Origin of the sequence: Trichocoleus desertorum AS-A10, assembly GCF_039962155.1 — a bacterium.
GTDB lineage: Bacteria > Cyanobacteriota > Cyanobacteriia > FACHB-46 > FACHB-46 > Trichocoleus.
Genome location: NZ_JAMPKN010000002.1, coordinates 635,586 through 653,551, shown reverse-complemented (window position 1 = coordinate 653,551; position 17,966 = coordinate 635,586). Strand labels below are relative to the sequence as shown.

Genomic DNA, 17,966 nt, shown 5'->3' with positions numbered 1-17,966 from the left:
TGGCGCGGTGGAACCACACTGACCCATCCCGAACTCAGAGGTGAAACGCTGTAGCGGCGACGATACTTTGGGGGCAGCCCCACGGGACAATAGCTCGATGCCAGGGCAATAATCAAATAAAGAAGGCCCCTTTGTATTTAATCAAAGGAGCCTTTTTTTGTTTTTAGGCTAATTGGGGGTGTCTAGGGTTTTGACTGTTAGAACTTGGGGCGGAGTTGAGTCAGGAGGGTAAAGAAAATCAACCTGAACGAGGCGGTGCTGGTTGCTAGGAATACTTAAGGTGACGAGTGGTTCACCTTCTTCGCCTCGCCGTTGTACTAAATGGATATATTGAGTGAGCGGCCGATTGCTCTCATCGTTATAACGGACTCGAACGTTACCCCGAAAGAACACTTGACGAGCAGGTGGTTCTAGGAAACGTAGGCCCTGTTTACTGAGTGCATCTTCTTTGAGGGGTGTCTCTAGGGAAACGGTAACTCTCTGTGATTGGCTAGTAGGATTGTGGAGCGGCAGAGTCAAGTTGTACTGAACTGCGTAGTTGCCGTGGGCTTGGTAGGCTGTATCGGAATAACGAGCTTGTATCGGAGCGCTCTGGATTTGATTCGTCCCTAAAGTTCCAGCTAGTAATGTGCTGAGGCCATAGGAGAATGCTTGTTCTGCCGTCGGAATGGTTAGGAATTGGTTAGTGGGGCTATCGACAAGTTGAGATTGCCAGGTAGATCCTTGAGCGACTCCAGCGACTCGACTGTAAATTACTTGGCCTGTTTTGATATCTGGAGGTGTAGGAGTTCGATCGCGTGGTCCTGATAACTCACCATTGTTCAAGAGGTTTTCCCATTCCTCTAGTGTGGGAGCCCGTTCATTACCATCTGCATTGGTCTGCGCAAACATCCCTAAAGTAGCCAGATAGACTGGTCCGTTGCTCCTTAAGCGCATTAATGTAGAGCGACCATTGATAGGCGGATCGAGAGTTTTAACTGGGATTGGGAGATTGAGGAGCATGCGGCTTTCCCCGGGTGGGATCACCAGTTGTGCTGGGAAGTCAGCTTGCCTTCTGCCTCGCAAGATATCATTCATGGCGCGATCGCCTGGGCCTGCGTAGACGCTCCCAGTTGGATTTTCAATGTAGGGAGGTAGCTCAATAAAGGGGGCATCTGGTTGGCTGAGATAACTAGCGGCTTGCAGGATATCAACGGTGACTGGTTGGCTGCTGGAGTTGTGGAGAATTGCACCTAAATACAGTGTCTTCAAATCTTCAGGGGTAGTCGCTTTAGCAATGTGATGTGCGAAGAGATCGAAGCGGCCCTGAAGGGGGACATTAAGATGAGCCGCAGGAAAGCGTTTATTTGCAGAAGGAAAGGTCGAAAGTAGAATCCCTTCTTTCTGCACTACTTCCGGGCTATTGCTATTGAAGACTAAAACATCATCTAACTGACCAGGTAACGCCCTGACTTCTTGCAGACGCACAAATTCTTCCGAAGGCGGTGGGGAAGGCGTAGGAGTGGCTTGAGCCAAAGTGAAGAGGGGCAACAACGAGAACATGTGGCAGTTTGCTCGAAACGTATCAATAATAAAAAGTTTACGGGGTGCGGTAAGTTTCTATATTTGCCTTTGAAAAAATTGATCGGTTGGAGTGAATTTGATCAATTTCAATTACAGGCTCAGCAAGCGCTGCATAATTGTTAAGAAATCGGGCACGACGAGTTCTAGGTTTTGTGGAGTCAAAACTGGTACGTGAACAAGGAGGCAATGATTCTGGAGCTTTTGCTCTCTGCAATATTTCAAGAGCGAGTAATAAAGCCAATTACAAACAAATTGCCCAGCATCGTGACTGATGGCTGTTATGCGTAGGGCTGCAATTAAAGATTCTAAGTCTAGAGGTGTGGTGATAACCTCATCGCCATGCTTGCCATTGGACTCCACTGTGAGCAGACAGCGGCTTTCTGCCATGCCACAACAAAGGATGATGCTGGGTTGTAATTCATCTACTTTGGCTAGAAGCTGAGCTGGGGCGACATGAAAATCGACTGGAATCTGGCGAAGAAAATGCAGTTGCTTGGGGTAAGGATTTTGGCGGGAGACTATTTCCAGTAAGTCATCAGAAGAGTTCGATCGCTGATACGGTTGCCAGGTGGCAAAAGAAGTGAGAAGGATGGTTTGTGGCATGAGAGGTAATCTACAACCAACTACAATGAAAGTACTTTGAATCAGCGTAGGGAAGTGGGTTAATGGCAGTCATTGCAGTGGTCGATTATGATATGGGCAACTTACACTCGGTTTGCAAAGGCTTAGAGCGAGCAGGAGCCACGCCTCAAATTACCGATCGCCCTGATGAAATCGCCCAAGCAGATGCAGTTGTCCTTCCTGGTGTGGGAGCATTTGACCCAGCAGTGCAACATCTGCGATCGCGCCATTTAGAAGCACCCATCAAACAAGCGATCGCCAGTGGTAAGCCATTTCTAGGCATTTGCTTAGGCTTGCAAATTTTGTTTGACGGCAGTGAGGAAGGCCAAGAACCAGGCTTAGGAATTGTGCCTGGGGTGGTGCGTCATTTCCGCCGAGAGCCTGGAATTACAATTCCCCACATGGGCTGGAATCAGCTCAACTTAACGCAACCCCAATTACCTATCTGGCAAAGCTTGCCTGCTCAGCCTTGGGTGTATTTTGTCCACTCTTACTATGTTGATCCTATGGATCCTCAAGTGCGGGCTGCCACAGTGACGCATGGTTCCCAAATCGTGACAGCGGCGATCGCCCGAGACAATTTGATGGCGGTACAGTTCCATCCTGAAAAGTCTTCTGACGCAGGCTTACAGATTTTAGCGAACTTTGTCAGTCAGGTTCGGACTGCCAGTTTAGTTGAATCACGATAATTTCAATTATATTTTTCCCTGCGAGATGACTATGGTAAGCGATCGCTGCGTTGATCCATGAGTTTAAGGATTTATGGAAATCGCCAACTAAAGACTCTGCCTGGGCAGATTACTCGACCTACATCTGCTCGGGTTCGAGAAGCTTTGTTTAACATGTGGCAGGGAAAGGTGGAAGGCTGCCGTTGGTTAGATTTGTGTACAGGTAGCGGCGCGATGGGAGCAGAGGCCCTCTGTCGGGGAGCTGCTTCAGTACTGGGGATTGAGCAATCGAGCCGAGCTTGTAGCTTGATTCGGCAAAATTGGCAGCAGGTAGCCAAACCAGAGCAGCAATTTCAGGTGTGGCGGGGAGATATTTTGCAGCGCTTGCCAGGAGCCGCAGGCCAGAAGTTTGACTGCATTTATTTTGATCCGCCTTATGCTAGTGATTTGTATCAACCTGTTTTAGAGGCGATCGCGCATTGTCAGCTTCTTGCACCCGATGGTGAAATTGCTGTGGAACATGACCCCCAAGGTTGGGCGATGGGCCAGATACCTACGCTGGAGGTTTGTCGTGAGAAAAACTATGGCAACACTGCCTTAACGTTTTACTGCCAAGCTACGACTTGATTTGCAGCCCTAGAAACCGATTTGGGCAATCTAGTAAGCAAAGGCAGCTGAACAACTACGTTGAGCTATCTCCCAGGACAAGGGCAGCTTGGCGCGATCGCAAATCCTAGTCAAAAAATTAGCCCTGACCTAGGAGGAAAACTCCGAAAGGGCCAGGGCTAGATTTTATGGATTTTACAGGCCGAGCTGGTTGCCGCGACGGTACTGTAGGTACGCTGCAACAAACAATCCAGCTAGGGTGATGGGAATTAAACCGAGAACAATCCCAGAAAGCAAAGGCTCTACCACGTCAAATCTCCTTATGACCGTTTGCAGTACGTTAACGTTTCTTGCCTGTTTCTCATACTACTAGTATTTCACCAAGTTGATTTTGTTGGTTGAGGTTATGTGAGGCCACAGGATTGTTGACTTTAGTCAGCCATCTGAGAAAACTCTCTCTGGTTGCCTGCACGCTTTGAAACTTTTAAGCTATGTTATTGAATGAAAAATTCTTTGTATATCTCCTTTACAGTTAGAAATCTTTTGGATAACCAGACGATTAAGCCCGAAATTTTAATTCAGAAGATCAGCTTAATTGCGTTGTCAATTTTGCTGACGATTCTGTTGGTGATTCTGGGTGTCCACCAATGGCAAGTTTCTGATCCTTACGTCAAGAGTGTGCTGTCTCTTAGAGGAGACCCAGTGCTTGGCCATGCCATCTTTCAAATGAATTGTGCTGGATGTCATGGGCTAGAAGCAGACGGTCGCGTGGGTCCAAGTTTGCGAAATATCTCTGGGCGAAAGTCAAAGTTAAAGCTGATCCATCAAGTAATTAGTGGCAGAACACCCCCAATGCCACAATTCCAGCCGAGTCCGCAGGAAATGACAGATTTGCTGAGCTACCTGGAAACGCTTTAACTAGCCAATTTGGAATTGTTGAGCGTAGAAGCGAGCATAGCGATCGCCTTGCGCTAAAAGTTCGGCATGAGTCCCCGACTCCACCACACGGCCTTTTTCCAATACCAAAATGCGATCGGCGCGCCGGACAGTCGCAAGACGATGGGCAATGATGAACACAGTACGACCTTGCATCAGCCGCTCTAGTGCTTCTTGCACCAAGGCTTCAGATTCTGAATCCAGAGCTGAAGTGGCTTCATCGAGGATGAGAATGCGGGGGTCTAGGAGCACTGCACGGGCGATCGCAATTCGTTGGCGCTGCCCTCCCGATAAATTAACCCCACGTTCTCCCACCCAGGTTTGATAACCTTCCGGGAGCTGAGTAATGAATTGATGGGCATTGGCAACTTTGGCAGCGGCTTCCACAGCATCTAGGTCAAACTTAGAGCGACCAAAGGCGATGTTTTGGGCGATCGTGCCAGAAAACAAAATTGTTTCTTGGGGGACAATGCCAATCTGCTGCCGTAAGCTCCGTAAGGTGACATCACGGATATCTACACCATCAATCAGCACTTGGCCTGCTTGAGGGTCATAGAAACGCGGCAGGAGATTCACCAAAGTAGTTTTTCCCGCTCCAGAAGCACCAACTAGAGCGATCGCTTCTCCAGGCAAAGCTAGGAGGCTGAGATTTTCCAGTACAGGCTGATCGGTTTGGTAGCTAAAACCAATGTTGCGACACTCCACTTTACCAGTCACCGCAGGCATAGGTTGGGCATTCGCTTTTTCCGTGACAGCGGGCTGGATGGCAAACAACTCATAGATGCGATCGACAGAAGCTTCGCCTTGCTTGAATTCGTTGTAGTTATCGGTAATGTGGGCGATCGGATCGATCAGCAAGCCAACGCCCGCCACATAACTACCAAACTCAGCTCCAGTTAGATTGCCTTGGGAGATCTGCCAACCCCCTAAAAGCAGCAACAAAAGCACACTCAGTGCGTAGAGAAATCCCACTACGGGAAACTGTACCGCTCGTAACCAAGCCGCTAAATATTTAGCTTGGCGATTGCGCTCAGCCTCACGACTAAAGCGATCGATTTCATAGTCTTCGGCGGCAAAGGCTCGCACTAAACGAATGCCACTAAAGACTTCGGTGAGCAGTGAGGATAAGTCAGAAACTCGGTTTTGGCTACTACGAGAGAAAAGCAGCATTTTTTGACCGAACCAACTAATCAGAATCCCCATCAGGGGAGCCACGAGAAAGGTTGCGAGGGTCAGTTGCCAGTTGAGATAGATCATGTAGCCCAACACGACCACGAGTTGCAACACACAAGGAATGAAGTCATGAAAAATCTTATTCACGACTTCGCCAATGCGATCGATATCTTCGGTCAGGCGGTAGGTTAAGTCTCCGGTTTGAGCGGTTTCAAAATAGCTGAGGTTGAGGGTTTGCAGATGACTATAGACTCGCCGCCGCAGGTCATAGGCGATCGCCAAAGCAGCCTTAGCCATGAGCGAATCTTGCCCATACTGAGCTGTTTTCTGCACCAGAAACCCGACGGCAACCACCCCTGCTACTTGAGCTAGCTCCCTGATGTCTCCTTTAGCGGTGAGACTCAGCAACTTCCCTGCTAGCCAGACTAAAGCAGGCCAAAAAGCAGTAAATACAAGGGTGCAAGCAAAAGCTCGAGCGATCGTGCGCCAGTGAGGTTTGAGGTAGGGCAGTAGCTGCCAATAGTGCGATCGTGTCTTCAAGGGGTAGCGTCCAGCAAGTGTTCTCTCCTTTGTCTGACGCTACCAGTTTTTGGTAGTTTCTGAATGGCGTAGCCTGAGGAAACTTAGGCGCGTTTCCAGTTCTTCTTAACCACCCAAATAATGAAAGCTGCAATCAGAATGCAGAGGACTACTTTAGAGAGCGGCCCGATATATTTATCCACCACATGATAGTTTTGGCCAAGGGCGTAGCCTGCATAAGTCAACAGGCTCACCCATAAAGTGGTGCCTAGGGTCGAGTAAATCAGAAACGGTACCATCGGCATGCCGCTAATGCCAGCAGGAAGAGAAATTAAGGTGCGGACACCAGGTACGAGACGGCAGAAAAAGACAGCCTTGGCATTGTAGCGATCGAACCACTCATCGGCTCGATCAATATCTTTGCTAGAGATAGATAACCATTTGCCATAGCGATCGGCTAAAGCCTTCAACCGTTCCTCACCCAGTAATTTGCCTGCATAGTACCAGGGCAAGGCTCCCAACACTGTGCCCAGCACCCCTGCTAAGACAGCGTAGAAAAACTGCATTTTGCCTTGATAAACTGTGAAGCCTGCCAGAGGCATGATTAGCTCAGATGGAATGGGTGGAAAGAGATTTTCCAAAAACATCAATAGACCAATACCCACGTAGCCTAGGGAGTTCATGGTGTTGGTAATCCACTCAGCCATCTGCTCAATTCCTCACAGGTAATTTAGAACATAAACAAATGGGGCGCTGAGAACGCCCCAATTCAGAGAATGCTAAAAACTAGGTTTAGGTTCCAGCAGTCCAAGAGTTAATGTACTCAATCTGCTCAGGGGTGAGCGTATCAATTTGCACACCCATTGCTTGCAGTTTCAAACGCGCAATTTCGCGATCGACTTCAGTGGGGATAGAATGAATTCCGGGAGCCAAGTTACCCTTGTTCTTCACCAAGTGTTCGCAAGCAAGAGCTTGGTTGGCAAAGCTCATATCCATCACAGCGCTAGGATGGCCTTCTGCCGCAGCCAAGTTGACCAAGCGACCTTCGCCCAGAACCACAACCGATTTGCCGTTTTGCAAGCGATACTCTTGGGTAAAGTTACGAACATCCTTCACTTCGGTTGCTTTAGCACCCAAGGATTTGAGGTCAATTTCGATGTCGAAGTGACCAGAGTTACAAACGATCGCACCATCTTTCATGGCTGCAAAGTGCTCAGCCCGGATGACATGCTTGTTGCCTGTGACGGTAACAAAGATATCGCCGATCGCAGCAGCTTCGGACATAGGCATGACACGGAAGCCATCCATGACTGCTTCGATCGCCTTGATGGGGTCAATTTCAGTCACGACGACGTTGGAGCCTAGGCCGCGAGCCCGCATAGCGGTGCCCTTACCACACCAGCCATAACCAGCTACCACTAGCGTTTTACCAGCCAGCAGAATGTTGGTGGCGCGGATGATGCCATCTAAGGTGGATTGGCCTGTACCGTAGCGGTTATCGAAGAAGTGCTTGGTGTCGGCGTCGTTGACGTTCATGGCAGGGAAGGTGAGCACGCCATCTCTCAGCATGGCTTGCAGGCGCACGATCCCGGTGGTAGTTTCTTCGGTGGTGCCAATCAGGTCAGCGATTTGGTGCTGGCGCTGTTGAATTAGAGTTGCAACCACATCGCTACCGTCGTCGATGATGATGTTGGGACGATGGTCGAGAGCGATTTGGACGTGACGGTGGTAAGTGTCGTTGTCTTCGCCTTTTTGGGCATATACAGAGATGTCGTGATCGGCAACCAAGCTAGCAGCCACGTCATCTTGAGTAGAGAGGGGGTTGCTGGCGATCAAGATGGCGTCGGCTCCACCCGCTTTGAGCGCGATCGCCAAGTGCGCAGTTTCCGTGGTAACGTGGCAGCAAGCAACGAGACGCAGCCCTTCAAATGGCTTTTCTTGAGCAAAGCGATCGCGGATCTGACGTAGAACAGGCATTTCCCGCCCAGCCCATTCAATCCGCTGTCTGCCTTGGGGTGCAAGTGATAAATCTTTGACTTCGTGCTTCAGCCGGATGGGAGTCGCGGTCATGAAATTGCTTCCTTAGAATATTGAACTCACTGACTTAAACTAGACTAACCGCATTTGCTGATGATCTAACACCTGGGAGCAGGTCTGATTGGCGGCAAAGACTGCGGTAAAGACTACAGAGGTTTCTCTTCAACCTGAGTTAAGTTTTCTGCCAGCAGAGGAGCGAGTTTGCTATTCAGGCGGCCTGCTCGCACAAATTCTGCATAGGTGTCAGCTTCGATCGCCGTTAGTTCTTCCCATAGAAGCTCATGGCTAAAATCGCGCAGATCCGGATACTCACTGTGTAGTTGGTCAATCTCACTCTGCAAATCGCTGAGCTGACCTTTGACCAGTGCAGTTTGATAGCGGTAAAATTCCGGGTCAATTTCGGGGCGATCGCTTTGCATCAAGTGTTTTTTGACTCGGTTGATCGCCACCCAGCGAGCGATCGTCTCTACATATTTTTGCTGGATGGGTTGGTCGCTTAGGAGTCCTAGACGCTCTAGCAACGGTTTGACCGTGAGTCCTTGAACTAAGAGAGTGAATAGAACTGTGCCAAAGACAGTGGCAATGATTTCTTCGCGCTCTCCCAAAATCGTGGGCACACTCAAGGCTAGGGCAATAGAAACCGAACCCCGTAGCCCGCCCCACCACAATACTGTCTGCTCGGGTAGAGGAATGCGAGATTTAGCTACCCCATTACTCAGGGCACCCAAAGCATAGATGGCGATCGCACGGGAGATTAGCATGGCTCCAATAGTGATGGCGATCGTGCCTAGGTTCGCACCGAGCACCGAAAAATGAATTTGATCACCAATCAGCAAGAACACGATTGAGTTGACGAAAAAAGCTAAGAAGTCCCAAAACTCAGTCACTACCAGCCGAGTTCGAGGACTCATGCCAATCTGAGAGCCGATGTTGCCCAAAATGATGCCAGTCGTGACGACGCCGATCACGCCAGAACCACCCAAGTCTTCGGTAATCAGGTAGGTACCGTAGGCTGAAACAAGGGTCAGAGATTGCTCCACCAAGGGTAAATCAAACCGCTGGGTCAGATAGGAAATGCCAAAGCCAATCAGACAGCCCACGCCAATCCCAATCCCAACCACTCCAATTAAACTGGCGAGCAGAGCTGAGATATCCCAGTTGCTAGTGCCGAGGGGCAGGCCCACCAGAAACCCAAAGGCAACCACAGCCATGCCATCGTTAAATAGACTTTCGCCTTCCATCAAGGTGGTCAACCGTTTACCTGCGCCTAGCTCTCGAAATAAAGCAATTACAGACACCGGATCGGTAGCGGATAAGCTAGCTCCGACTAACAAGGCTGTGGTCAAGGAGACACCTCCTAAGTAGATCAATCCCCAAGCGACTCCGGCGATCGAAATGACCACCCCTAGCACTGCAAATAAGCAAATCGGGATCAAGTCTTGCTTGAGGTTAGACCACTTGATATTCCAAGCTGCCTCAAATAACAGCGGTGGTAAAAAGATAGACAGAATTAGCTCTGGCGAAAGATTCACTAAGCGAATATCAATAAACGCCAGCCCTAGCCCCACAATCACCAACAGCAGCGTGTAGGGAATTTGGCGAAACCAACTAATGATCCTGGGTAGGGTGGCCACACTTAAGGAAACAGAGAGCACCAAGAGAAACTGCTTGAGATTTTGCTCAATGGCTACTCCCTCTGTTACTGCTTCTATAGCCATAGTTGTTAAGAATGAACAACAAATCACAATCGTGACTTGCTGCCATAGTGACATACTCACCCCTCAAGCTATCTAGATGCTATTGGATTGAACCAAGACGCTGTTAGTACAGAAATACTATAATGGTATCGAAGGCTAGCTCCTCAGTTTTGGTCGCAAAAATGGTCGATTTTTCAGCGCTTTCAGGGTGGTTATTACCCTAAAATACGACCTCTACATAGGCTCTATATGTAGTGCTTGTAAACTACAATAGATCTAGTGAGATTCAAGTTCTAAATATGCAGATCGGTCGCTTTTTTTCGTTACAGCAAGGTCGCGTCGGTCAGTACCTGTCACCCCGAGTTTTGGTCGTACGCAGCCCCTTTCAGAAGTTGCCTAAATCGGGTGGACCTGCCGCAGCTTGTTACTTTGGTTTCGACAAGTTGAGTAAGGCTCAGGCTTTCGCTAAGTACTTATCTGGCTTGGGTTACACCTATCAGCTCCGGCGCGGAAAGATGCTGTCTCAGTACACCTATGAGATCGCTTTGCGGGAGCATACTGACCTTGCAAAGGTCTTAGCCTATTGGGATCGGATGGATGTAAAACGGCCCAGTTTGAGTGCTGGTCAAGCCAATATTCGCGATTGCGCCTTGCAAGTTGCACCTCCAGTTTTGGCTGCTTAAGCAGCGCGTAACGGGCCTGTTTTTCCTTGAAAATGTGGTGGTAATACACTACAATAAATACAGTGATTCAAGTTCTTGCGCCATGACTAAGCACTACATTCTCAGCGTGGACCCAACTGCCAAATATGACTGGGACCGTTGCACCCTCCGCGACCCCATCACCGCCAATCGCCCTGACCTGGCTGAGCTAATTGCCGAGGCAGTCGGGGAAGCGGCTGGCTCTTATTTGGTATCGGTCAATATTGAAGTTCAGGTATTGGAGCAGACCGCACCGAATGCTCAAACGAAGCGTCTGCTTCCGAGCGATCTGGATGCGGCAGTGCGATCGCAGCGAGTGCAGTTAGAAGAACTAGCTGCGTAATTTAGGCTGATGCCTATTGCTCTCCGGGCTGGGTTGCTGTTCTACTCAGCCTCCTATTGATTCCTGACCCTTACATTCAAGTTCTTAGTTTGCTTAGGGAAGATATTTATGAAATTCAGCATCAGCCAGTATCCTGCCGCGATCGCTCAAGCTGCTCAAGCGGTGAATGAGCTGGAGCACCAAATTGGGGAAGCCCGCCAGCATATTGCTCGCTTAGAAGGCAATGCTGATATGGTCGTAGCGTTTGAAACCAACCTAAAGAATGACAATCAGCGTAAGGCTCGCCGTTTTGAAGTGCTGCAAGTAAATCCTGAGTATCAGCATGCGATGGATGCCCTGCTGCGCCTGAGCACCGAGAAATCTAACGCTTTGGCTCATCTAGAGCATCTGCGCAATGAGTTTAGCGTCGCCAAGCTGGAAACTCGTCTCGCGATCGCTCAGCAGCTCACTGGCTTGGAAACTCGCGAGTTCGTTGGGCTTTAGTCACTTAACCGTTCAGCTTCTCTGCTCTCAAATCTGTTTTTGAGAGAAATGTAGTGGCAGTAGGACCCTTGTCCTGCTGCTTTTTTCTTGAAAATCAAGCGGTATTTCTACACTTAATTACTTATAGAAATAAATAGAAATAAAAAAGTGGCCCCCGCCGCGAGGTGAAGGTCACTTAGTGATTCAAGTTCTTAATTTAAGCCTAGTAGATGAAGGAGGTTTATGCAAGAAAATGTGGTGGAATTAATTCGAGAGCTGATGAAAACTCAGCAGATGAGCATTCGCAAAATTTCCGCGCGAATTGCTAAAGAGCATGGAGGCAGTGCTTTAGGCTATACTCAGCAAATTAATCGAATTCTGAATGATTCGGACTACGATCCTAATTTTTCCACCGTTCAAAAAGTGCTTTCTGCCCTCAATTGTTCCTTCTGGCAATTGACGACTTCTCAGACAAATTTCGACTTTAAAGCGATAGAAGGGCGTTTAGATCACTTAGATACAGAGCTTGCAGATTTAAAGCTGACGGTGAACCAACTCCGAGGATCTGTTGAAGGATTGGTGCAAGAATTACGCCTTAGCCAGCCTGAAGTAAAGCGGTCATCAGCTTCTATTCATTCGTCTAGTTAGTTTGATTATGGATACAATTCTCACGCCGACAGAAATTTCTGATTTTCGCGCTGAACTGAGCGATTATCCCCAAGCTTTGGTCGCTTTGGATGTGATTGAGGACTGTGAGGGGGATCTAGAGGATGCGGCGATCGCCCTAGCAATCCAGGTTGGGCAACAACCTACCACCTCTGAGGGTTGGATCACGAGTTTAGCGAAGCGCTGGCGGCCCAGGCTATGCCAGGCAGAATTACGAGCCGATTTGGTGGACAACCGCGTGGCGACTACCATCACACAGCTAGTCGAGACCAAAGCGTTACCTTGGGAACTGGCAACTCTCGTGAGCATCTACGCCGCTAAAGCTGGAATTGACGATTTTTGTAAGCCGCTGGAAGAAAAACTGTAGGCTTTTATGGTTTAGGCGGAAACTCCTGCGATCGCACCTCACTGGCAAAGCCTTGCACTGCTTGGGTAATGCTCTCTCGTAAGTTGGCGTAGGTTTTGGCGAAAGGAGGTTGCCAACTGGAAAGCCCTAGCAAATCCGCTGTAACGAGCACCTGACCGTCACAGTGCGGGCCAGCGCCAATGCCGATAGTAGGAATAGTGAGTTTCTGGGTGATTTGCTGAGCTAAATCAGCAGGGATATGTTCCAAGACGATCGTGAAGGCTCCCGCTTGTTCGAGGGCGATCGCTTCTGCCAAAATTCGTTCTTTGGCTTCTATGGATTTGCCTTGTTGACGATAGCCGAGTTGATGGACTGACTGCGGGGTAAGACCGACATGCCCCATCACGGGGATGCCAACCTGGACTAAATGAGTGACAGTATCCGCCATCGCTGGGTAGCCACCTTCTAGTTTCACGGCTTGGGCACCTGTTTCTTTGAGGACTCGCCCTGCTGACTGGATGGCCTGTTGCCAACTCTCCTGATAGCTTAAAAATGGTAGGTCAACGACAATTAGTGCTTGTTTGACTCCACGGCGAACTGCTTTAGCATGGTGCAGCATTTCTTCGAGAGTAATGGGCAATGTGGTTTCGTAGCCTAGTGCCACCATTGCTAGGGAATCTCCAACGAGGAGAATATCGGCACCTGCTTGATCCAGAATTTGAGCGAACGCGTAGTCCCAAGCGGTAAGTACGACGATGGGACGACCTTGCTGTTTCCATTGGCTCAACTGCTGGATTTTAACTGTCATGTTTACTTTGCTGAACGAAGTTCTAGTCTCACTTGTTTATGTGTGCGATCGCAACTAGGCGCTAAAACCAAGAGCTTGGGGACACTTGCCCCCAAACCCCCGCTGAAGGACGGCTGCGTCCTCCAGACCTCCTCCAGACGAATCTAGCTATAAGCGTTTCGGTACTTTTGGTCTTCTGTTTTTGCTCCTCATTCCTCAGTCCCTTCATCTTTCATCCTTACTTCTCCTTGCTCCTCTAGGCAGTTCGCGTAATAATTAAGAAAAATCACAATTTCTCAGACTGTTTTATTAAAGACGGTTAAGCATGGTTGGTTTTGACTATGATTTGGCGATCGCGGGTGGCGGGATTGTCGGGACGCTGCTAGCTTGTGCGTTGCGGGATTCGGGGTTGCGGGTGGCGCTAATTGAGGCGCGACCTCGGACGACGGGGTTGAACAGACGGCAGGCTTACGCGGTGACGTTGCTATCGGGCAAGATTTTTCAGGGGTTGGGGTTGTGGCAAGAGATTCTGCCGAAGATTACGACGTTTTGCCAAATTCGTCTTTCGGATGCAGACTACCCCCACGCGGTGCGGTTTTTGCCAGAGGATTTGGGTACGGAGGCGCTAGGCTATGTGGCGGAACACAACGTCATCATGCAGGCGTTGTATGAGTGCTTAGACAACAGCCCGAACATTACGGAATTGTGTCCAGCGGAGGTGGTGCAGGCGCACTATCAACCGGATGGGGTGGAGTTGCAAGTTGAGGTTGAGGGAAAAGCTCGGATCATTCGCACCCGTTTGCTGGTAGCGGCGGATGGGTCGCGATCGCCCATTCGTCAAGAGGCTGGAATTCGCACTCGTGGCTGGAAGTATTGGCAGTCCTGCATTACTTGTGTGGTTCAGCCGGAAAAAGAGCACGGCAGCATTGCCTATGAGCGGTTCTGGCCAAGTGGCCCGTTTGCGATTTTGCCCCTGCCTGGAAATCGTTGCCAGATTGTCTGGACAGCTCCCCACGCAGAAGCGAAGACAATGGCTGACCTAGACGATGGAGCTTTTCTTACAGAACTCTCTCGGCGCTATGGCGACCAAATGGGCAAGTTATCTCTGGCTAGCGATCGCTATGTGTTTCAGGTGCAGTTGATGCAGAGCGATCGCTATACGTTATCGCGTTTGGCATTGGTGGGAGATGCGGCCCACTGTTGTCATCCGGTAGGTGGTCAAGGCTTAAACATGGGAATTCGAGATGCGGCAGCATTGGCCCAAGTCTTGTTGCAGGCGCACCAAAAAGGAGAAGACATTGGTGACTTGAAAGTGCTGCGACGCTACGAACGCTGGCGCAAACTCGAAAACCTAACAATCCTAGGCTTCACCGATTTCCTCGATCGCTGTTTCTCAACTAATTGGCTACCTTTGGTGTTCATTCGTCGCTTGGGTCTCTCTCTGCTGCGCCTCCTTCAACCTTTGAAGTATCTTGCTTTGCGGTTAATGACGGGTCAAACTGGGCGATCGCCCCAACTAGCGAGGCATTAGGCTCTTATGGAACATGATCGAAAATCTATCACTCAGCCAAGCTACTAATGATGGAGGTAACTGAGCATCAATCCAGATATTCATGCGGTTAATCGAGGAAAATCAGTGCGCCGTGCCGCCAAGATTAAGTAAGCTTGAATGTCTTCAAACTCAAGGTCAGGGAAATCTTTTAGAACTTCTGTAGTAATGACGTTTTCAGCTAACATCTCTAAAATATCGCTTACTCGAATTCTTATGCCTCTAATACAAGGACGACCTCCGCATTGACCTGGCGTTTGGGTAATTCGAGTTAGTAGATTCGATATTTGATTCATGAGATGCCTCATAAAGTAGAGTTGGTTGCTTTCATATACAAACTGCTTTGGTAAAGAAGCAATTTCTTAGTAAGACTGCCTAATGAGCAGTGAATAAAACTATTATCTTCTCTGAAAATTCAGACTTCCAAAGTGAGGCAAAGTAGCAATAATTAAATTGCTTATGTGTGGAAATACCTTTTTTAGTGAGTCTTCTCGAAACCTTTGGACCTAAGGATCTACATAATTTTGGCTTGATCTCCTCTTCCCAAAATAAATTGATGTCTTCAGGCTCGTGTAGATAAATCTTTTTGTTGATTTCCAGAAAAGCAAATTGGATGCCATGAGAAGATACCATTTGCATAACTTCTTGTGGCTTTAGGGTGGCTTGAACTTCTCTAGCTAAAAAGGTGGAGCCATCCTCCCTGTAAACTTCATGCATTACCATAGTGGCTGCTATAAATGGTTGGCTTAGATTGCCTTTCCAAAATTTTATCTAATGGCAATCGCCTCTTTCAGTGCTTGTCCTGTAAGCAAGACTACAATTTTCGGCTAGACTACGGAAATCATTCGGTAGTTTGCGATGAAAGACCAAGCCTGGGACGAGTTTTTGAGTGAACTGCCCCTGATATTAGCAGGGCCAATTCTGCAACATACAGACTCAGAATCAGTCACAGTTTGGTTAGCCCTGAGACAGCCGTGTCAAGTAGCACTCAAGATATACGAAACGACAGATCAAGGTGAAGTTTTAAGCGACTGCTTATTAGAAGGAAGCCGCTCTACGGTAGCGCTGGGCAAGTTCCTGCATGTCGTGGCAGTGACAGCTCATGCTACTAAGCAGCAGCTCATGAGCGATCGCATCTATGCTTACGATCTCCAGTTTGAAACCCTAGAGCCAACACCTATTTCCTATACGCTGCAACAAGCCTTATGTGCTGACAATTTTCCTACTGTCAGCATCAGCTACTTTGCCCACGAGAAACCAACTTTTGCTTTGCCTCCAGCTCAACTGCAAAACCTGCGAATAGTGCAAGGTTCCTGCCGTAAACCCCATGGCAATGGCTTCGATGCCCTACCACTCCTCGATTGTCTGATTGAGGAGACGGCAAACCAACCTCGGCATCGTCCTCATCAGTTGTTTTTGACTGGAGATCAAATTTACGGAGATGATGTGGCAGATCCCTTGTTGTGGGTAGCCAGTCATCTCGGCGATGCGCTTCTGGGTTGGGAAGAGAAGCTACCCATAGGACGGAGGGAACCGAATGACGTAGTTTATCGCACACCTAACGAACTACCCGTTGGACAACGCGCTGAGGTGGCGACTACCCAGGCGGGCTTTACAGCAGGGTTAAGAAATCAACGCGCTAAGATAACGAGTCATCTCCTGAGCTTGGGCGAGTACTACGCATCTTATATCCTCGCTTGGTCTCCGGTTTGTTGGCCAAATCCTATCCCTTTGGGCAAAGAGATGCCTTGCGATCGCAAGGCAATTCGAGCTTGGGACCGAGAAGCTAGGGATATGCGGCAGTTTATCCATACCCTCTGGAAAGTGCGGCGGGCTCTTGCCAATGTTCCGATGTACACCATCTTTGATGATCATGATGTTAGTGATGACTGGAACCTGAATCAAGCTTGGTGTTTGCGGGTGTTGGGCCGACCGCTAGGGCGGCGAGCGGTGCAAAATTCTCTGTTGGCGTATGCTGTGTTTCAAGCTTGGGGCAACACACCAGAGCAGTTTGCCGCAGGAAGCTCAGGCGAAAAATTATTGGCTGCTGCTCAAGCTTGGTCTGCTTCGGAGGGAACGGACAAAACAGCGTATGAGGCGATCGCTCGTTATGTGGGAATGCCTAGTCGCGACTCCCTCACAGGCTTACCTACCTTCGTCTCCGATGGACCTGTGCTGGTGTTAGAACGGCATCCGGAAGCTATCACTTGGCACTATACGGTCCGGAGTGCTTGCCACGAAGTTTTGGTGTTGGATACGCGCACTTGGCGAGGTTATCCCGCCGATGAAAAAGCGATCGCCCCACCCATGTTGTTGTGTCCCCAAGCGTTCGAGCGGCAACTCACTCGACCCCTGCAAAACACAGACAAGCTCCAAGCTACCTTTATCATTGCCCCAACCAATGTGTTTGGGATGAAAGTGATTGACTGGATTCACCAGTGGCAGTTAAGCAAGAATAAAGTATTTGCTACAGATGTTGGCGATGCTTGGAACGTCAATACTGAAGCTCTAGCCCAACTCCTGACTACCTTGTTTGAGCAGCGCCAACAAGTGATCGTGATGTCTGGGGATATCCATTACAGCTCAGTGGTGCGTCTATCTCATCAAAGCAATCCACCCTCTGCTGCTCCAGCCTCTGTCTTGGTGCAATTAACTTGTAGTGCGCTGAAGAATGAAGAAACCATAACTCGACTGATTCACACACGGTTAAAGGATTGGCTTCTACCAGAAAAGACACGTTACTGGATGGGGTGGAGCAACTCGCCCGATATGGTAGAGCTTTCAACCAAACAGTTGCCTCGCCTCCGCCGTGGAACCTTTTCTCTAACTGAAAAACGCTCTGGCAGAGCGATCGCCTCTCTAAAAGAAGATAATCTTCCCTCTACCCAACCCGATTGGACCTGTGCTTTAGAATGGGTGCCACGAGATCAGACGCGGATTTCTCCGTTTGGCGCTGAGGTGCCGTGGTTGCTACCTCCTTGGAGACGAGCAAGGAACATTAGACACCGCTGGTTACAACCTCTCCTGCTTTGGAGATACCGCTGGTTTCAGGATGGGCGAGAAGTCGTGGGATTAAATAACTTAGCAGTGATTCAGTTTGAACCTACAGCTAGTAGTAGAGCTTATGCGATCGCTCAATATCTCTACTGGTTCTCGCCTTGGCAACCAACTCAAATTGTTTATAGCTCCTTTGTTAGCTCCGTTGCTCCGAATCAAACGCTGCTGGCAAAGATGCAGCCTCCGCATCATCCTGTAAATCATCTTGATTGAGTCTTTTCGCGAGTAGATATGT

At 49.1% G+C, this 17,966-nt stretch carries 20 protein-coding genes and 1 rRNA gene; 11 read left to right on the top strand and 10 right to left on the bottom strand.

What is annotated here, in order from left to right:
* Window positions 1-106, top strand: a 5S ribosomal RNA gene (gene rrf, locus NDA01_RS31855); the annotation flags it as partial.
* Window positions 107-168: 62 nt separating this feature from the next.
* Here the strand turns inward: rrf and NDA01_RS06775 are convergent.
* Both NDA01_RS06775 and NDA01_RS06770 read right to left on the bottom strand, forming a co-directional pair.
* Window positions 169-1,542 carry a DUF3370 domain-containing protein gene (locus NDA01_RS06775; RefSeq protein ID WP_348227324.1) on the bottom strand — a complete coding sequence of 458 codons (1,374 nt, stop codon included), beginning with the start codon at window positions 1,540-1,542 and terminating at the stop codon, window positions 169-171.
* A gap of 111 nt (window positions 1,543-1,653) precedes the next feature.
* The gene (locus NDA01_RS06770; protein ID WP_348227323.1) at window positions 1,654-2,166 is read right to left on the bottom strand and encodes a pyroglutamyl-peptidase I family protein; all 513 of its coding nucleotides are present in this window, start codon (window positions 2,164-2,166) and stop codon (window positions 1,654-1,656) included.
* A 62-nt stretch (window positions 2,167-2,228) separates the two neighbouring features.
* On the opposite strand from NDA01_RS06770, the gene hisH reads away from it, so the two are divergent.
* Window positions 2,229-2,873: an imidazole glycerol phosphate synthase subunit HisH gene (hisH, locus tag NDA01_RS06765; protein ID WP_348227322.1), complete on the top strand. Its 645-nt coding sequence runs from the start codon at window positions 2,229-2,231 to the stop codon at window positions 2,871-2,873.
* 57 nt (window positions 2,874-2,930) lie between these two features.
* Window positions 2,931-3,479, top strand: coding sequence for a 16S rRNA (guanine(966)-N(2))-methyltransferase RsmD (rsmD, locus tag NDA01_RS06760; protein WP_348227321.1), 549 nt, complete (start codon window positions 2,931-2,933; stop codon window positions 3,477-3,479).
* 174 nt (window positions 3,480-3,653) lie between these two features.
* Here rsmD and petG read toward each other — a convergent pair whose 3' ends face one another.
* Complete coding sequence (gene petG, locus NDA01_RS06755) at window positions 3,654-3,767, bottom strand: cytochrome b6-f complex subunit V (protein ID WP_190431032.1); 114 nt, start codon at window positions 3,765-3,767, stop codon at window positions 3,654-3,656.
* Window positions 3,768-3,959: 192 nt separating this feature from the next.
* On the opposite strand from petG, the gene NDA01_RS06750 reads away from it, so the two are divergent.
* Window positions 3,960-4,376, top strand: coding sequence for a c-type cytochrome (locus NDA01_RS06750; RefSeq protein ID WP_199299867.1), 417 nt, complete (start codon window positions 3,960-3,962; stop codon window positions 4,374-4,376).
* Here the strand turns inward: NDA01_RS06750 and NDA01_RS06745 are convergent, their stop codons facing one another.
* The 4 genes from NDA01_RS06745 to NDA01_RS06730 all read right to left on the bottom strand — a co-directional run bounded on the left by NDA01_RS06745 (window position 4,377) and on the right by NDA01_RS06730 (window position 9,895).
* Window positions 4,377-6,107 (bottom strand): ABC transporter ATP-binding protein, encoded by a 1,731-nt coding sequence (locus NDA01_RS06745; RefSeq protein ID WP_348227320.1) that lies wholly within the window; start codon window positions 6,105-6,107, stop codon window positions 4,377-4,379. It abuts the gene before it with no gap.
* 83 nt (window positions 6,108-6,190) lie between these two features.
* Window positions 6,191-6,793 carry a DedA family protein gene (locus NDA01_RS06740; RefSeq protein ID WP_348227319.1) on the bottom strand — a complete coding sequence of 201 codons (603 nt, stop codon included), beginning with the start codon at window positions 6,791-6,793 and terminating at the stop codon, window positions 6,191-6,193.
* Window positions 6,794-6,878: 85 nt separating this feature from the next.
* Entirely contained in the window at window positions 6,879-8,156 is a 1,278-nt protein-coding gene (gene ahcY / locus NDA01_RS06735; protein WP_190431036.1) for an adenosylhomocysteinase, read from the bottom strand.
* Window positions 8,157-8,269: 113 nt separating this feature from the next.
* Window positions 8,270-9,895, bottom strand: coding sequence for a cation:proton antiporter (locus NDA01_RS06730; RefSeq protein ID WP_431193333.1), 1,626 nt, complete (start codon window positions 9,893-9,895; stop codon window positions 8,270-8,272).
* 224 nt (window positions 9,896-10,119) lie between these two features.
* Here NDA01_RS06730 and NDA01_RS06725 point away from each other — a divergent pair, with 224 nt between their 5' ends.
* The 5 genes from NDA01_RS06725 to NDA01_RS06705 all read left to right on the top strand — a co-directional run bounded on the left by NDA01_RS06725 (window position 10,120) and on the right by NDA01_RS06705 (window position 12,359).
* Window positions 10,120-10,503 carry a hypothetical protein gene (locus NDA01_RS06725; RefSeq protein WP_348227318.1) on the top strand — a complete coding sequence of 128 codons (384 nt, stop codon included), beginning with the start codon at window positions 10,120-10,122 and terminating at the stop codon, window positions 10,501-10,503.
* 82 nt (window positions 10,504-10,585) lie between these two features.
* Window positions 10,586-10,864, top strand: a complete 279-nt coding sequence (locus tag NDA01_RS06720) for a hypothetical protein (protein WP_190431038.1) — start codon at window positions 10,586-10,588, stop codon at window positions 10,862-10,864.
* Between the two features lie 108 nt (window positions 10,865-10,972).
* Complete coding sequence (locus NDA01_RS06715; protein WP_190550835.1) at window positions 10,973-11,347, top strand: hypothetical protein; 375 nt, start codon at window positions 10,973-10,975, stop codon at window positions 11,345-11,347.
* A gap of 222 nt (window positions 11,348-11,569) precedes the next feature.
* Window positions 11,570-11,974 carry an XRE family transcriptional regulator gene (locus NDA01_RS06710; RefSeq protein ID WP_348227317.1) on the top strand — a complete coding sequence of 135 codons (405 nt, stop codon included), beginning with the start codon at window positions 11,570-11,572 and terminating at the stop codon, window positions 11,972-11,974.
* 7 nt (window positions 11,975-11,981) lie between these two features.
* Entirely contained in the window at window positions 11,982-12,359 is a 378-nt protein-coding gene (locus NDA01_RS06705; protein ID WP_190431041.1) for a hypothetical protein, read from the top strand.
* Between the two features lie 4 nt (window positions 12,360-12,363).
* Here NDA01_RS06705 and panB read toward each other — a convergent pair whose 3' ends face one another.
* Window positions 12,364-13,146 (bottom strand): 3-methyl-2-oxobutanoate hydroxymethyltransferase, encoded by a 783-nt coding sequence (panB, locus tag NDA01_RS06700; protein ID WP_348227316.1) that lies wholly within the window; start codon window positions 13,144-13,146, stop codon window positions 12,364-12,366.
* 304 nt (window positions 13,147-13,450) lie between these two features.
* On the opposite strand from panB, the gene NDA01_RS06695 reads away from it, so the two are divergent.
* Complete coding sequence (locus tag NDA01_RS06695; RefSeq protein WP_348227315.1) at window positions 13,451-14,656, top strand: FAD-dependent hydroxylase; 1,206 nt, start codon at window positions 13,451-13,453, stop codon at window positions 14,654-14,656.
* Between the two features lie 80 nt (window positions 14,657-14,736).
* On the opposite strand, the gene NDA01_RS06690 is transcribed toward NDA01_RS06695, so the two are convergent.
* Together NDA01_RS06690 and NDA01_RS06685 are read right to left on the bottom strand one after the other, a co-directional pair.
* A complete protein-coding gene (locus tag NDA01_RS06690; RefSeq protein ID WP_348227314.1) occupies window positions 14,737-14,970 on the bottom strand; it encodes a DUF433 domain-containing protein in 234 nt (77 codons plus the stop codon).
* A gap of 79 nt (window positions 14,971-15,049) precedes the next feature.
* Window positions 15,050-15,397 carry a hypothetical protein gene (locus NDA01_RS06685; protein WP_348227313.1) on the bottom strand — a complete coding sequence of 116 codons (348 nt, stop codon included), beginning with the start codon at window positions 15,395-15,397 and terminating at the stop codon, window positions 15,050-15,052.
* Window positions 15,398-15,532: 135 nt separating this feature from the next.
* Between NDA01_RS06685 and NDA01_RS06680 the strand changes: the two genes are divergently transcribed.
* The gene (locus tag NDA01_RS06680) at window positions 15,533-17,944 is read left to right on the top strand and encodes an alkaline phosphatase D family protein (protein ID WP_348227312.1); all 2,412 of its coding nucleotides are present in this window, start codon (window positions 15,533-15,535) and stop codon (window positions 17,942-17,944) included.
* Window positions 17,945-17,966 lie beyond the last annotated feature (22 nt).